Here is a 14,677-nt window from a genome sequence, read left to right as displayed (position 1 = left end):
ACGCTCAATTCCGGTTCGGTTCAGTCAGGCCCGGATTATTCCGGCACCCAGGCCTCGTAGTCGCGCCGTTCCTTCGGCTCGCCGCCGGCCCGGATCGAGCCGTCGGGCGCGTAGGCCAGCATCGTGCCGGTCAGGTTTTCCTGATGCGGCTTCTCCCAGACCTTGCGCTTCAGCGGCTTTTCCGTCGGCAGCTCGTCATAGGTGCGGTGCAGCCAGCCATGCCAGTCCGGGCTCACCCGCGAGGCCTCGGCCTCGCCGTTGTAGATCACCCAGCGGCGGCTGTCGTCGGCAGTGCGGTAGAAGATATTGCCCTGGTCGTCCTCGCCCACCTTGACGCCTTTGCGGGCGGTGAAGATGGCGGTGTTCAGCGTGGAGCCGTTCCACCACGTCACGGCGCGCAGAAGTGTGTTCAGGATTCCCATGGGTGCCTCCGCAGTTACCGCCCCTGATATGGCGCAATTTCCCGCCAAGGTCCAGTGGCTTGCACCCTGCCGGGTAAGCCTGCGGTAAACGTCCAGGCCTGCCCCGGCGAAAGGGTTTGCTGACAGAACCGCAGCCGGTTGGCGAACGGGTCGAGCACCGTTACCTGCCGCCCCCAGGGCAGCTGCTCCAGGACAAGGCCGCCGCCGGGCAAGCCGCGTCCCTGCCATTCGGCGTGCAGCGCCGCGGCATCCGCAACCGGAATGAAGCAGGAGCCGCCCGGGCTGGCGTCGCCCGCATGGGCGCTCAGGTGCAACAGGCAGCCTGCGCGCGATACCTGCGCGTATAACGGCATGTCCGGCGCAAACCGGTGCTCCCAGTCGAGCGCAAAGCCGAGGCCCGCAAGGTAGAAATCCCGCGCCGCGCTCTCGTCCAGGATCCGCAGCACCGGCACCGCTGCCGCAATGCCGGCGCCCGCATTCATGCCCGCGGGTCCAGCGCGGTGATCTCGATCTCGATCCGGTATTTCGGATCGATGAGGTTGCATTCGATCATCGTCGCGGCCGGCGGGTGCGCGCCGAAGGTCTCCGCCAGCAGCGGCCAGCAAGGCTCGAACTCGGTGCGGTCCGGCAGGTAGTAGGTCACCCGCACCACATCGGCAAACCGCGCGCCCGCTTCTTCCAGCGCGGCGCCGATGGTTTCCAGCGCAGAGCGGCACTGCTCCACCACATCCGCGCCCTGCCCGACGGTGCCCGCCACATGCACAAAACCGCCCGCCACCACGGCCCGGCAATAGCCGACCCTGGTTTCGAACTCGCCCCCAAACGATATCCGCCTGATCACTGCCTTACCTCGTCCTCTTGCCAAAAATATCCCGGGGGAGCCGCGCCCCGGCGCGGCGGGGGCAGCGCCCCCTTTGCCCGGCTGCGCAAACAAAAAACAGGCGGCGCGGAGAATCCCGCGCCGCCTGCCTCGAATTTCTTCATCCGCGCGCTCAGCCCGCGGAGGCCGATTCCTTCTCGTCGGCGTGGATCATCAGCGGCTGCGCGTCCGAGCTCACCGCTTCCTCGTTCACCACCACCTTGGTGACGCTGTCCATACCGGGCAGTTCGAACATCGTATCGAGCAGGATGTCCTCCATGATGGAGCGCAGGCCGCGGGCGCCGGTCTTGCGCTCGATCGCCTTCTTGGCAATCGCGCTCAGCGCCTCCTCGGTGAAGTCCAGCTCGGTGTCTTCCAGCTCGAACAGGCGCTGGTACTGTTTCACCAGCGCGTTCTTGGGCTTGGTCAGGATGGTGACCAGCGCGTCCTCGTCGAGATCCTCCAGCGTCGCCAGCACCGGCAGGCGGCCGACAAATTCCGGGATCAGGCCGAATTTCAGCAGATCTTCCGGCTCCAGGTCCTTGAACACCTCGCCAACGCCGCGCTCGTCGTTGTCGCGCACATCGGCGCCAAAGCCCATCGCCGACCCCTTGCCGCGGGCCGAGATGATCTTGTCCAGCCCGGCAAAGGCGCCGCCGCAGATGAACAGGATGTTGGTGGTGTCGACCTGCAAGAACTCCTGCTGCGGATGCTTGCGCCCGCCCTGCGGCGGCACCGAGGCGACGGTGCCTTCCATCAGCTTCAGGAGCGCCTGCTGCACACCCTCGCCCGAGACGTCGCGGGTGATCGAGGGGTTTTCCGACTTGCGGGTGATCTTGTCGACCTCGTCGATGTAGACGATGCCGCGCTGCGCGCGCTCGACGTTGTACTCAGACGCCTGCAGCAGCTTCAGGATGATGTTCTCCACATCCTCGCCCACGTAACCGGCCTCGGTGAGCGTGGTGGCGTCGGCCATGGTGAAGGGCACATCGAGGATGCGCGCCAGCGTCTGCGCCAGCAGCGTCTTGCCGCAGCCGGTCGGGCCGATCAGCAGGATATTGGATTTTGCCAGCTCAATGTCCGAGCCCGCCTTCTGCGCATGGTTCAGGCGCTTGTAGTGATTGTGCACCGCAACCGACAGCACCCGCTTCGCCATCGCCTGGCCGATCACGTAATCGTCCAGCACGTCGCAGATATCCTTGGGCGTCGGCACGCCATCCGTGGCCTTCAGGCCCGAGGCCTTGGTCTCCTCCCGGATGATGTCCATGCAAAGTTCGACGCATTCATCGCAGATGAATACGGTTGGGCCCGCGATCAGCTTGCGCACCTCGTGCTGGCTCTTGCCGCAGAAGCTGCAATAAAGGGTGTTCTTGCTGTCGCCGCCTGAATTCGTCGCCATGGTTTACCTTTCAGTCCGCCCGGTCGCGGCGCTCCCCGCCGGGGTGTGCCGCCTTTCTGGCAGCTTAGGACACTGACCCAGCCGCCACAATGCGAAAGTGCGCCCCGGTTTCAGGTGCGGGGCGCACCACTTTGGCCCGTGTCTCAGGGCGTTTCGTCGCCGCCCTTGCCGCGGCTTTCGACGATCTCGTCGATCAGGCCGAAGGCCTTGGCTTCTGCCGGCGACATGAAGTTGTCACGCTCCAGCGCGCGTTCGATGGTCTCGTAGTCCTGGCCGGTGTGATGCACGTAGATCTCGTTCAGGCGCTTCTTCAGCTTCAGCGTCTCCTCGGCGTGGATCATGATGTCGGTGGCCTGGCCCTGGAAGCCGCCGGAGGGCTGGTGCACCATCACCCGGGAGTTCGGCAGCGAGAAACGCATGCCCGCTTCGCCCGCGGTGAGCAGCAGCGAACCCATCGAGGCGGCCTGGCCGATCACCAGGGTCGAGACCTTGGGCCGGATGTACTGCATGGTGTCATAGATCGACAGGCCCGAGGTCACCACGCCGCCGGGCGAGTTGATGTACAGGGAGATTTCCTTGGAGGGGTTCTCCGCCTCCAGGTGCAGAAGCTGCGCCACGATCAGCGAGCTCATGGCGTCATGCACCGGACCGTTCACGAAGATGATCCGCTCCTTCAGCAGGCGCGAAAAAATGTCATAGGCGCGTTCGCCCCGGCTGGTCTGCTCCACCACCATCGGAACCAGCGTGTTCATGTATGTTTCTCTGGGATCAATCATCTCGACCTGCCTGTTTTCGCTTATGTCCGGCACCATACCCGACAGTGTGTTACCCGAGTCTTAGTATCGCGTCTTGGGACCCGCAAGGGGCGCACCGGCATTTTACGGCCGGCGCCCCCTGCTGCCCCAACCCGGCCCGCGCGCCGCATTCCTGCATTCCGTGTCGCAATCCGGCACGGCGCCGTCGCTATCCACAGGCTGTCCGGCGGGCGGGCGTTTTATCACCTTCGGCAACCCCGAAGCCCGGCGGCCGCGCCGCGCCCCCTGCCCGCCCCTTCTCTGCCTGCCCGCAATGAGTGACCCCGCGATGAGTGAAGACAGTTTCGTCCAGAAAGGCGCCGCCGCCAATCTCGCCATCCCGTTCGAGGGGGCGCCGCAGGACTTTTACTTCCTGCTGCTGCCCAAGGCGACGATGCTGCCGGTGGCCGCCGCGATCGAACCTCTGCGCATAGCCAACCAGGTGACCGGCACACGGCTCTACCGCTGGTACATCATGACCGAGGACGGCCAGCCGGTGCGCTGCTCCAACGGCATGGTGGTGACGCCCGACCGCCCGCTGCAGCCGCTGCCCGCGGACTCGCTCGGCTTTGTCTGCGCCGGCGTCGAGCCGCAGAACACCGCGGGCGAGGCAACCCTCAACTGGCTGCGCCGGGAAAGCCGCTTCGGCCGCTCTATCGGCGGCATCTGCACGGGCGCCTTCGCGCTCGCCCAGGCGGGGCTGATCCGCAGCCACAAATTCACCCTGCACTGGGAAAACCAGCCCGGCTTCCTGGAGCGCTTCCCCAGCCTGACGCCCTCGCCCAATATCTTTGAAATCTCCGGCCCCCTGATGACCTGCGGCGGCGGCAATGCGGCGACCGACCTGATGCTCACCCTGATCGAGCGGCGCCACGGCAAGCAGCTGGCGATCATCGTCGCCGACATGTGCCTGCACGTGCGCTCCGGCGGCCAGGCCGCGCCGCAGAAGTCGAACTACGCCGTCGCCATCGGCAGCCGCAACCAGCGCCTGCTCAATGCTTTGCAGCTGATGCAGGAAGCGATCGAGGAGCCGCTCTCCATCGGCGAGCTCTGCGAGCGGCTCGATATCTCCCGCCGCCAGCTCGAACGGCTGTTTGCGCGCTACCTGGACCAGAGCCCGATGCATGTCTATTTCGACATGCGTCTCAGCCACGCCTTCGCGCTGATGAACGAGACCTCGATGTCGGTCACCGAGATCGCGCTGGCCTCGGGCTTCAACTCGGCCACGCATTTCTCCCGCCAGTTCAAGCGCAAGTTCGGCGCCAGCCCGCATTTCTTCCGCAAGGGCTGGAGCTGACGCCAGCCGCGGAGCATCTGTCTGCTGTTGCCAAGCGGCGCGGGGGCCTGCCGGGCCCCCCACGACAATGTGCCCTGACGGGCGGATTGCCGCCTGCCGCACGTTATTGTGACCTCGCCGCCGTGGCGGCTGCCCTAGGTGAGAGCCATATGCGCTTTTGTAACCAGAGGGAGAATTAACATGTTTTTGAAACGCTTGACCGCCGCGCTTGTCCTCACCGCCGGCACCGCTGCAGCGGGCGAAATCAGCGAACGGGACGGATGGGCGGTGCATCACAGCGCCAAGCCTTATGACCAGCTCGTTGCCGATGTGAAATCCGCGGCCAAGGCAGGCGGCCTCGCCGTGGTGACCGAAGCAGGCCCCACCCTGGCCGCCGCAAACCGCGGCATCACCATTCCGGGCAACCGGGTGATCGGCCTCTTCAACAACGACTTCGCGGTGAAGATCCTGGAGGCTTCCACCGCCGCGATGATCGAAGCGCCGGTGCGCGTCTACGTGACGGAGGAGGAGGACGGCAGCGCAACGCTCTCCTACAAGCGGCCCACCCACGTGTTCGCGCCTTACGCGGACGAGGGCGGCACCGCGCTGATGGACCTCGCCGCCGATCTGGACGCGCGCTTTGCACAGGTCACTGAGGCCGCCCTGGAATAGCGCGCCCCTTGCAGTCGGCCCGTCACACTGGCGTAAACGGGCTTGCACCGGCGGCCATTCCCGGCATTCTGCGCTCCGGATCAACGGAGAGAACCTGATGAGCGAAACCATGCGCGCCGCCGATGTGCTGGCCCGGCGCCTGTATGAAGCGGGCTGCCGCCACGCCTTCGGCATGCCCGGCGGCGAGGTGCTGACGCTGGTGGATGCGCTGACCAGGGCGGGCATCACCTTCCGCCTCGCCAAACACGAAAACGCCGCGGGCTTCATCGGCGAGGGTGTCTATCACGCCGATGGCGCGCCGGTCATCCTCGTCGCCACCCTCGGCCCCGGCGCGCTGAACGGGGTCAATGTGGTTGCCAATGCGCATCAGGACCGGGTGCCGATGCTGGTGCTTACCGGCTGCGTCGATGCGGCGGAGACCCACAGCTACACCCACCAGGTGCTCGACCACCAGGCGGTCTTCGCGCCGATCACCAAATCCAGCTTCCGGCTCGACCCCGAGGCGGCGGACCTGATTGCGGACAAGGCCGTCTCCATCGCCGCCGCGCCGCGTCAGGGGCCAGTGCATATCGACGTGCCGATCTCGGCGGCAGAGGCGCCTGCCAGGGACCGCGGCCTGCGCTCCGCGCCTGCAAGCGCTTGCAGGCCAGAGGGCGCAGCGCTGGCGCAGGCGCGCGGCTGGCTGGCGGCTGCAGAGCGCCCGCTTGCGGTGATCGGCCTCGATGCGCTGCAGGAGGACGCAGGCCCCGCCCTGCGCGCTTTCCTCGAAACCCGCCGGATCCCCTGCCTCACCACTTACAAGGCGAAGGGCATCCTCCCCGAGGACCACCCCCTCTGCCTCGGCGGCGCGGGGCTGTCGCCGCTCGCGGACAAGCACCTCCTGCCGCTGCTGCAGGAGGCCGACCTGATCCTCAGCCTCGGCTATGACCCGATCGAGATGCGCCCCGGCTGGCGCAATGCCTGGGACCCGGCGCGCCAGCACGTGCTGGAAATCGCGCCGGAACCCAACACCCACTACATGCATCAGGCAGGGCTTGCCTTCCTCTGCCCGCTTGCGCCCGCGCTTGCTGCCCTGTCGGAGGGCACGGCCCCGCGCGCGACCTGGCCCGACGGCCGCCCGGAGGAGGTGAAGGCCGCCCTCGCCGCCGCCTTCCCGCGGGATGACGATTGGGGCCCGGCGGCGGTGATCGCCGAATGCCGCGCCGCTCTGCCCGCGGACACCCTCGCCACCGCCGACAGCGGCGCGCACCGGATACTGCTCAGCCAGATGTGGCAGTGCCTTGAGCCGCGCGGGCTGATCCAGTCCTCGGGCCTGTGCACGATGGGCTGCGCCCTGCCGATGGCGATCGGGCGCAAGCTCGCGCAGCCGGACCGGCCTGTTATTGCCTTCACCGGCGATGCGGGTTTCCTGATGGTGGCCGGAGAGCTTGCCACCGCCGCCGAACTGGGCCTCGCCCCCGTCATCGTGGTCTTTGCCGACGCCAGCCTCGCCCTGATCGAGCTGAAGCAGCGCCAGCGCCAGATGCCAAACACGGGCGTTGACTTCGCCCCGCATGATTTCGCCGCGATGGGCCGCGCCTTTGGCGGCAATGGCGTCACCGTCCGCAGCCGCGACGCCTTGCGCGCGGCGCTGGAACAGGCGCTCACCGCGCCCCGATTCACCGTGATTGCGGCGGAAATCAGCCGCGGAGGATATGATGGACGCATCTGACATACTGCCCCACGGCGCCTTGAAGGGCGTCAAGGTCCTGGACCTCTCCCGCATTCTGGCGGGGCCCACCTGCACCCAGCTGCTGGGCGACCTCGGCGCCGACGTGATCAAGGTGGAAAACCCCGGCACCGGCGGCGATGACACCCGCCAATGGGGCCCGCCCTATGCCGGAGGGGACGTCGCGGCAGAGGCGGGCCTCTCGGCCTATTTCATGGCCGCCAACCGCAACAAGCGCTCGGCCGCGCTCGACATCGCCACGCCCGAGGGCCAGCAGGCCGTGCGCAAGCTCGCAGCCGAGGCCGATATCCTGATCGAGAACTTCAAGCCCGGGGGGCTCGCGAAATACGGGCTCGACTACCACAGCCTCAAAGCAGAATTTCCCAGCCTCATCTACTGCTCGATCTCGGGCTACGGCCAGACCGGCCCCAACAGTGCGAAGCCCGGCTACGACATCATGGCGCAGGGTTTCGGCGGAATCATGTCCCTGACCGGAGAGCCCGAGGGCCAGCCGATGAAGGCGGGCGTCGGCATTGCCGACGTGATGTGCGGCATGTACGCCTGTATCGGCATCCTCGCCGCCCTGCACCACCGCGAAAGGAGCGGCGAGGGCCAGCAGATCGACCTCGCCCTGGTCGACTCCCAGATCGCCTGGCTGATCAACGAAGGCGTCGCCTACCTCAATACTGGCCAGCCGCCGAAGCGCCGCGGCAACGAGCATCCCAGCATCATGCCCTATGGCGTCTACGGCACCGCCGACGGCCACGTGATCCTCGCCGTGGGCAACGACAGCCAGTTCCGCCGCTTCATGGCGTTCCTGCAGCTCGAAGGCCTCGCCGAAGATGCGCGCTTTGCCACCAATCCGGCCCGCTTGCAGCACCGCGACGCGCTGAACGCGATCCTGATCCCGGCCGTTGCGCGCTTCACCACCGATCAGGTGATCGCCGCGATGGAGGCGCGCAAGGTGCCCGCAGGCCCGGTGCAGGATCTGGAGCGGCTGTTCGGCAGCCCGCAGGTGGCGGCGCGCGCCATGACCGTAGGCATGGAGACCGAAGCGGGTCCGGTGCGGCTGCTGGGCAATCCGCTCAACTTCTCGCGCACGCCGGTCACCTACCGCCGCCCGCCGCCCGTCTGCGGCGCCGACACCGGTGCGGTGCTGGCTGCGGACAGCGCCTTTGACGACAGCTGACCTGGCGTCAGCCAGCCGCCGCCTCCGGAGTTTGCTGCGCCAGACCTCCGGAGGGGGGGTGGGGCGGCAGGTTTTTGCCGGGAAATCTTACAGTTCCGGCTTATATCCCCCGTGTAAAAACACGCTGCATCACCAAACCGCGAGCGGGGTTCGCCGGCCCTCGCCGCATCCGCTAGTCTGTGCCCGAGGCGGGATAGCCGCGTTTCATTGACAAGAGATTGGACCCCATGACCCAAGACATCTTCGGCCAGGACACCAGCTTGACCGGCACCGCGGCCCTGCAAAGCTGGAACGCGGTTCAGCTCAGTATCCTCGCGCATTCCGCCGCCACCGCGGACCATCTCGGCGCGGTGCTGGAGGCGGCGCCGGAGTTTGCCCAGGCCCAGGCCATCAAGGGGCTGTCGCTGATGATGCTGGGCCGCAGCGAGTTGCTGCCGGCCGCCCGCGCGGCGCTGGCCGAAGCCGAGCGGCTGGCCGGGGCCGCCACCCCGCGCGAGCGCAAGTACACCGCGGCGCTGGCCGCCTGGCTCGCGGGCCGCCCCTCGCAGGCGGTGGACTGCATGGAGCAGGTGCTGGACCGCTGCCCCGGCGACGCGCTGGCAATGAAGATGAGCCACGGCATCCGCTTCATCCTGGGCGACGCCGCCGGTATGCGCGCCTCCGCCGAGCGGGTGCTGCCTGCCTATGGCCCGGATCACGCCGCCCGCGGCTACCTCCTTGGCTGTCATGCCTTCACGCTGGAGGAAACCGGCGAATATGACCGCGCTGCCACCACCGGGCGGCAGGCGCTGTGGCTGGCGCCGGACGATGCCTGGGGGCTGCACGCTGTGACCCATGTCTACGAGATGACCGCCAACGCCCGCGCCGGCCTCGACTGGCTGGAGGGGCGCGAGGCCGCCTGGGCGCATTGCAACAACTTCCGCTACCACGTCTGGTGGCACAAGGCGCTGCTGCTCCTCGATCTCGGCCAAAAGGACGCGGCGCTGGCGCTTTATGACGATGAGGTGCGCAAGGACAAGACCGACGACTACCGCGACATTGCCAATGCCACCTCGCTCTTGATGCGGCTGGAGCTGGAGGGCGTGCCCGCGGGCACGCGCTGGGAGGAACTGGCCGATCTCTGCGCCCGCCGCACCGGCGACGGCAGCCTGATCTTTGCCGACCTGCACTATCTGCTGGCCCTCACCGGCCACCGCCCGGAGGCGGCGCATGAGCTGGTTCAGCGGATCCACGCCGATGGCGAAGCCGCAACCCTCCCGCAGAGCAGCGAGGCCCAGGCCCGCATGGCCGATCCCGGCTGCGCCGCGGCGAGCGGGGTCGAGGCCTTCGGTGCCGGCGACTACCGCACCGCGTTTGAGCGGCTTTCCGCCGCCCGGGCCACCCTGCAACTGGCCGGCGGCAGCCACGCGCAGCGCGACATCTTCGAAAGGCTTGCAATAGATGCGGGAATCCGCTCATGCCAGCTTGACGGAGCCGAATCTATCCTCGATGACCGCCGCGCAAAGCGTTGCGGCGCCGAAGATAACTATGCCCTCGCCCGCCGGGTCCTGATTGCCAGGACCCGCGCTGGCGGCGGCGTCCGCAGCGTGCCCGCCGAGTGAAGTTTCAAGGACCCTGATCTCTATGTCCACTGTCGCGCCCTTCCCGGGGCCCCAGACCGACCCTGCCGCCAGCCGCGCGGCCAACCCCGACGCGCCGCCCGAAACAGCGGCCAGCCGCTCCCGCGACCCTAGGCTCGATTTCTACCGCGGCATTGCGATGTTCATCATCCTCTGCGCCCATATTCCCGGCAACCGCTGGACCGGCTGGATCCCTGCGCGCTTCGGCTTCTCGGACGCGACCGAGATCTTTGTGTTCTGCTCCGGCATGGCCTCCGCCATCGCCTTCGGAGGCACCTTCGCGCGCAAGGGCTGGTGGCTGGGCGCCGCACGGGTGCTGTTCCGCTGCTGGCAGGTCTATTGGGCGCACCTGGGGCTGTTCTTCTTCCTGGCGATGTCGATGGCCGCGCTCGATCTCTATGGCAGCTTCGACAAGAGCTACGTCAACTCATTGAACCTGCTGCCCTTCTTCAAGGACACCGCAACCCAGCTGGTGGGGGTCTTCACCCTCACCTATGTGCCGAACTACTTCGACATCCTGCCGATGTATCTGGGTGTGCTCCTGCTAATGCCGGTGATGATGGGCCTGAAGATGGGGCTTGGGAAGGCCGGGGGCTGGGCCGTCGCGGCGCTGTCGCTGCTGCTGTGGCTTGCCGCCAACCCCTACATGATCGGGCTCGGACCGGAGGGCGTGTCGTTCCCGGCCGAGCCCTGGTCGAGCCGTGAGTGGTTCTTCAACCCCTTCGGCTGGCAGCTTCTGTTCTTCACCGGCTTTGCCTTCATGGCGGGCTGGCTGCCGAAACCGCCGCGCACCCCGGTGCTGGCGCTGATTGCGGCCGCCTTCGTGATCTTCTCCGCCCCCTTCGGCTCCGGCAAGGTGCTGGGCTATGTGGAGGCCTGGAACATGGGCCTAGCCGAGCAGATCCGTGCCACCTGGGAGATCACCGCCGAATGGCGGGAGAAGACCGACTTCGGCCTGCTGCGCTATGCGCATTTCCTGTCGCTGGCCTACCTCGGCTGGTACCTGGCGGGCATCGGCGGCCACCGGCTCATCGCCTCCGGCCACTCCGCCGGGGCGCGGCTCTGGCAGCTGATCCTCGAGCTCGTCACCAAGGTCGGCCAGCAGTCGCTTGCGGTCTTCGTGTTCTCGATGGCGCTGGCGCGTTTCATCGGTGCGGCTCTGGACCACACCGACCGCGCCATAATGACCACCGCCTATGCCAACCTCGCAGGCTTCGCCCTGATCATCGCCTGCGCCTATATCGCAGGCTGGTTCAAGTCCCAGCCGTGGAGAGCCAAGAAATGAGCCCGCTGTCCCGCCGCGCCTTCCTGGCCGTTGCGCTGTCCTCGACCTTTCTGTCCTCCGCGCTGCTGCGTGCACGGCCCGCCGGCGCCACCGCAGCCTCCGGACCCTTCACCCATGACACAGTGGTGGCCCGCGCCCGCGCGCTGGCCCGGGAGCCCTACAGCGAGCGCCCTTCGGTGCCGCAGGACTGGCTGGAAATCTCTTACGAGCAGTACCAGAAACGCTGGTTCCGCTCCCGCGATGCGCTCTGGGCGGATACAGACCGCAGCTACAACGTGGATTTCTTCCTGCCCGGGCTCTATTTCCCGCGGCCCGTCCAGATCAACACCGTGACCGGGGGCGAAGTGGCGGCGGTGGCCTTTGACCTGTCGCTGTTCGATCAGACCGACAAGGCGCCGGAGCTCTCGGCCGAGGGCAACCTCGGCTATTCCGGCCTGCGCCTGCGTACCGACCTCAGCGAGCCGGGCCAGGGCGAGCCGGGCACGAAGACCGAGTTCTGCGTCTTCCAGGGCGCGAGCTACTTCCGCGCCATCGGCAAGGGCCAGGCCTACGGGCTTTCGGCCCGCGGCCTTGCGCTGAAAACCGCCGATCCCGAGGGCGAGGAATTCCCCGAATTCACCGAGTTGTGGCTCGAAGCGCCCGCCTCCGGCCAGCGCACCATGGTGGTGCATGCGCTGATGGATTCGCCCTCCGCCACCGGCGCCTACCGCTTCTCGATTACCCCCGGCACCAGCACCGTGATGGATGTGGAGGCGACGCTCTTTGCCCGCGAGGAGCTGACCCACGCAGGCCTTGCGCCGCTCACCTCCATGTTCCTGTTCGACGCCACCAACCGGCACCGCTTCGACGACTTCCGCCCGGGCGTGCACGACAGCGACGGCCTGCTCGCGCTCAACGGCAACGGTGAGGTCATCTGGCGCCCGCTTGCCAACCCCAAGACCCTGCAAGTATCTTCTTTCGTTCACGAAAACCCGCGCGGCTTCGGACTGATGCAGCGCGCCCGCCGGCTGTCGGAGTTCAACGACCTGGAAGCCGACTACCACCGCCGCCCCTCGCTCTGGGTGGAGCCGCAGGGCGACTGGGGCCAAGGCGCGGTGACGCTGGTGGAAATCCCCGCCGACAAGGAGATCTACGACAATATCGTCGCCTACTGGCGCCCGCGCGACCCCTACCCGGCCGGCGCCGAAGTGCCGCTCGCCTACCGGCTCACCTGGGGCGAGGAGCCGATTCTCGATCTGCCGCGCGTCACCGATACTGCCCAGGGCGCCAAGATCTTCGGCGACCCGGGCCGGATCGTCACCGTCGAGTTCGCCGCCCACCCGATGTTCGATGGCGGGCCCGAGGCTCTTGACGTGCATCTGCACTCTCCCCATGTGGCGCTGAGCGATGGCGTGCTGCAGCGCAATCCCGAAACCGGGGGCCTGCGGCTTGCCTTCAATTTCGATCCCGCCGGCCGGGATCATGTGGAACTGCGTGCCCAGCTCCGGAAGGACGGCAACCCCGCTTCCGAAGTCTGGCTTTACAGGTGGACAGAATGAACGGCACCAATCTGATGCCTCCCGAACAACCGCTGGCGATGCCGGCCCAGGACTTCAGCACCGGGTTCCGGGACAGCGCGGCACCGGGCGATGCCGCCCCCAGCCAGGTCTCGTTGTGGCGCATCCTGGCGTTCTCGCCCGCGATGGCCGCCACCGCGGCGCTGACCTGGGTGATGCACGGCTGGTTTACGGCCGGCGGAACCTCGGTGCTGGAGATCATCCTCCTGGCACTCATCGCCTTCAACTTCTTCTGGATCAGCTTCACGGTTTCGACCGTGCTGCTCGGCCTTCACGGATTGTCGCAGCGCCGCAAGTCCACCGGCCGCGGCCCGGTGCAGCCGCTGAAGGTGGCGCTGCTGGTGCCGGTCTACAACGAGGTGCCCTGGTACGTGCTGGGCAACGCCCAGACCATGCTGCAGGAGCTGCATGGCCGCGGCGGCCTCCACGATTATTCCATGTTCATCCTGTCCGATACCCGCGATGACGCGATTGCCGAACAGGAGCGCGCCAGCGTCGAGGCGCTGCGCAGCATGCTGCCGCCGGGCGCCGAGCTCTACTACCGCCGCCGCGCCGACAATGCCGGCCGCAAGGTCGGCAACATCTCCGACTGGGTGCGCCGCTGGGGCGCGGGCTACGACGCCATGCTGGTGCTCGACGCCGACAGCCTGATGACCGGCCGCGCAATCGCGCAGCTGGCCGACGCGCTGTCGCGCGACCCAAGCGCCGGGCTGATCCAGAGCTATCCGCAGCTCATCGGCGCGCAGTCGGTCTTTGGCCGCATGCAGCAGTTCGCCAACGGCGTCTATGGCCTTGCCCTGGCCGAGGGCCTCGCCCGCTGGGCCGGCCACGAGGGCAACTACTGGGGCCACAACGCGATTATCCGCACCCGCGCCTTTGCCGCCTGCGCCGGCCTGCCGCTGCTGCGCTCGCGCTTCGGCGGCGGCGAGAAGCTGATCATGAGCCACGATTTCGTCGAAGCAGGCCTGCTGCGCCGGGCGGGCTGGAGCGTGCGCTTCCTGCCCCGCATCCGCGGCTCCTACGAGGAAACCCCGCCGACGCTGATCGACCACATCCTGCGTGACCGGCGCTGGTGCCAGGGCAACCTGCAGCACCTGAACCTTCTGCATGCCAAAGGCTTCCGGGCGATCTCGCGGTTTCACCTGTTTGCAGGCGCGATCGGCTATCTGATGGCGCCGGTCTGGTTTGCGCTCCTAGTGCTCTGGGCGGTGATCGGCCGCAACGAGGAATCCTCGGTCATCAGCTACTTCAGCGAAACCAACCCCTTCCGCCCCTCCTGGCCTGACATGTCCGAGCCGCGCCACGTTCTGGTGATCCTGCTGATCTACGCGATGCTGCTGGCCCCGAAACTGCTGGCCGCCGCCGCGCTGCCGCTCTCCGGCAGCCGATTTCAGGACTATGGCGGGCCCGCTCAGTTTGCCCTCTCGGTGCTGGCCGAGATCCTGCTTGCGGTGCTCTATGCGCCGATCCTGATGGTGCAGCAGATGATCGCCGTGTTCCGCACCGCGCTCGGCCTGCAGCGCGGCTGGGAGCCGCAGGCGCGCGATGGCGGCAGCTACGGCTGGACAACGCTCGCGAAGGTGCACGCGCTGGAGACGGTGAGCGGCTTCGCGCTCTGGGCCGGCATCCTCGCAGGCGCGGTCTCCCTCTGGCTCGCGCCGATCGCTCTGTCGCTGGTGCTCGCGGTGCCGCTTTCGGCGCTTTCGGGGGTGAAGGCCAAGAACCGCATCCATGCGCTGATGGGCACCCGCGAGGTCTTTGCCGAACCGCAGATCACCCGCGCCGCACGGGCTGCACGCGCAGAGATGAAGGCCTTCCTCGACGGCGCCTCCGCCCGCGCCGCCGCCGAGTAATCGCAACCGCCGGCCCTCCGCAGCCCGCGAGGGGCTGGCTGAGGT

General features: G+C 67.5%; 13 protein-coding genes. 8 read left to right on the top strand and 5 right to left on the bottom strand.

What is annotated here, in order from left to right; translation table 11 throughout:
- Positions 1-35: 35 nt before the first annotated feature.
- The 5 genes from ACOHX0_RS03980 to ACOHX0_RS03960 all read right to left on the bottom strand — a co-directional run bounded on the left by ACOHX0_RS03980 (position 36) and on the right by ACOHX0_RS03960 (position 3,456).
- Positions 36-422: an NADH:ubiquinone oxidoreductase subunit NDUFA12 gene (locus ACOHX0_RS03980; protein ID WP_420675372.1), complete on the bottom strand. Its 387-nt coding sequence runs from the start codon at positions 420-422 to the stop codon at positions 36-38.
- A gap of 14 nt (positions 423-436) precedes the next feature.
- Complete coding sequence (locus ACOHX0_RS03975) at positions 437-904, bottom strand: glyoxalase superfamily protein (protein ID WP_420675371.1); 468 nt, start codon at positions 902-904, stop codon at positions 437-439.
- Positions 901-1,263, bottom strand: coding sequence for a RidA family protein (locus ACOHX0_RS03970; protein ID WP_420675370.1), 363 nt, complete (start codon positions 1,261-1,263; stop codon positions 901-903). Before ACOHX0_RS03970 ends, ACOHX0_RS03975 begins: the two co-directional genes overlap by 4 nt.
- Before the next feature lie 151 nt (positions 1,264-1,414).
- The gene (gene clpX / locus ACOHX0_RS03965) at positions 1,415-2,680 is read right to left on the bottom strand and encodes an ATP-dependent Clp protease ATP-binding subunit ClpX (protein WP_420675369.1); all 1,266 of its coding nucleotides are present in this window, start codon (positions 2,678-2,680) and stop codon (positions 1,415-1,417) included.
- 143 nt (positions 2,681-2,823) lie between these two features.
- On the bottom strand, positions 2,824-3,456 hold the full coding sequence (locus tag ACOHX0_RS03960) for an ATP-dependent Clp protease proteolytic subunit (protein WP_420675367.1): 633 nt from the start codon (positions 3,454-3,456) through the stop codon (positions 2,824-2,826).
- 307 nt (positions 3,457-3,763) lie between these two features.
- Here ACOHX0_RS03960 and ACOHX0_RS03955 point away from each other — a divergent pair, with 307 nt between their 5' ends.
- The 8 genes from ACOHX0_RS03955 to mdoH all read left to right on the top strand — a co-directional run bounded on the left by ACOHX0_RS03955 (position 3,764) and on the right by mdoH (position 14,632).
- Entirely contained in the window at positions 3,764-4,771 is a 1,008-nt protein-coding gene (locus ACOHX0_RS03955; RefSeq protein WP_420675366.1) for a GlxA family transcriptional regulator, read from the top strand.
- Between the two features lie 180 nt (positions 4,772-4,951).
- Positions 4,952-5,422 carry a DUF302 domain-containing protein gene (locus ACOHX0_RS03950; RefSeq protein ID WP_420675365.1) on the top strand — a complete coding sequence of 157 codons (471 nt, stop codon included), beginning with the start codon at positions 4,952-4,954 and terminating at the stop codon, positions 5,420-5,422.
- 97 nt (positions 5,423-5,519) lie between these two features.
- On the top strand, positions 5,520-7,133 hold the full coding sequence (locus tag ACOHX0_RS03945; RefSeq protein WP_420675364.1) for a thiamine pyrophosphate-binding protein: 1,614 nt from the start codon (positions 5,520-5,522) through the stop codon (positions 7,131-7,133).
- A complete protein-coding gene (locus ACOHX0_RS03940) occupies positions 7,120-8,319 on the top strand; it encodes a CaiB/BaiF CoA transferase family protein (protein ID WP_420675363.1) in 1,200 nt (399 codons plus the stop codon). The genes ACOHX0_RS03945 and ACOHX0_RS03940 overlap by 14 nt, the downstream gene beginning before the upstream one ends.
- A gap of 227 nt (positions 8,320-8,546) precedes the next feature.
- A complete protein-coding gene (locus ACOHX0_RS03935; RefSeq protein ID WP_420675362.1) occupies positions 8,547-9,920 on the top strand; it encodes a tetratricopeptide repeat protein in 1,374 nt (457 codons plus the stop codon).
- A 22-nt stretch (positions 9,921-9,942) separates the two neighbouring features.
- Positions 9,943-11,223: an OpgC family protein gene (locus ACOHX0_RS03930; RefSeq protein WP_420675361.1), complete on the top strand. Its 1,281-nt coding sequence runs from the start codon at positions 9,943-9,945 to the stop codon at positions 11,221-11,223.
- The gene (locus tag ACOHX0_RS03925; RefSeq protein ID WP_420675360.1) at positions 11,220-12,761 is read left to right on the top strand and encodes an OpgD/OpgG family glucan biosynthesis protein; all 1,542 of its coding nucleotides are present in this window, start codon (positions 11,220-11,222) and stop codon (positions 12,759-12,761) included. Before ACOHX0_RS03930 ends, ACOHX0_RS03925 begins: the two co-directional genes overlap by 4 nt.
- Entirely contained in the window at positions 12,758-14,632 is a 1,875-nt protein-coding gene (gene mdoH / locus ACOHX0_RS03920; protein ID WP_420675359.1) for a glucans biosynthesis glucosyltransferase MdoH, read from the top strand. Before ACOHX0_RS03925 ends, mdoH begins: the two co-directional genes overlap by 4 nt.
- The last annotated feature ends 45 nt before the right edge of the window (positions 14,633-14,677 follow it).

Origin of the sequence: Cribrihabitans pelagius, from assembly GCF_048820915.1 — a bacterium.
GTDB lineage: Bacteria > Pseudomonadota > Alphaproteobacteria > Rhodobacterales > Rhodobacteraceae > Cribrihabitans_A > Cribrihabitans_A pelagius.
Note: the sequence above shows the minus strand (reverse complement) of the source record. Positions and strands in the feature narration are given on the sequence as shown.

Coding starts and splice junctions, on each gene's coding strand:
- ACOHX0_RS03960 (WP_420675367.1), bottom strand. CDS start 3,456: ATGATTGATCCCAGAGAAACATACATGAACACGCTGGTTCCGATGGTG.
- ACOHX0_RS03925 (WP_420675360.1), top strand. CDS start 11,220: ATGAGCCCGCTGTCCCGCCGCGCCTTCCTGGCCGTTGCGCTGTCCTCG.
- ACOHX0_RS03975 (WP_420675371.1), bottom strand. CDS start 904: ATGAATGCGGGCGCCGGCATTGCGGCAGCGGTGCCGGTGCTGCGGATC.
- ACOHX0_RS03935 (WP_420675362.1), top strand. CDS start 8,547: ATGACCCAAGACATCTTCGGCCAGGACACCAGCTTGACCGGCACCGCG.
- ACOHX0_RS03945 (WP_420675364.1), top strand. CDS start 5,520: ATGAGCGAAACCATGCGCGCCGCCGATGTGCTGGCCCGGCGCCTGTAT.
- clpX (WP_420675369.1), bottom strand. CDS start 2,680: ATGGCGACGAATTCAGGCGGCGACAGCAAGAACACCCTTTATTGCAGC.
- mdoH (WP_420675359.1), top strand. CDS start 12,758: ATGAACGGCACCAATCTGATGCCTCCCGAACAACCGCTGGCGATGCCG.
- ACOHX0_RS03950 (WP_420675365.1), top strand. CDS start 4,952: ATGTTTTTGAAACGCTTGACCGCCGCGCTTGTCCTCACCGCCGGCACC.
- ACOHX0_RS03940 (WP_420675363.1), top strand. CDS start 7,120: ATGGACGCATCTGACATACTGCCCCACGGCGCCTTGAAGGGCGTCAAG.
- ACOHX0_RS03980 (WP_420675372.1), bottom strand. CDS start 422: ATGGGAATCCTGAACACACTTCTGCGCGCCGTGACGTGGTGGAACGGC.
- ACOHX0_RS03955 (WP_420675366.1), top strand. CDS start 3,764: ATGAGTGAAGACAGTTTCGTCCAGAAAGGCGCCGCCGCCAATCTCGCC.
- ACOHX0_RS03930 (WP_420675361.1), top strand. CDS start 9,943: ATGTCCACTGTCGCGCCCTTCCCGGGGCCCCAGACCGACCCTGCCGCC.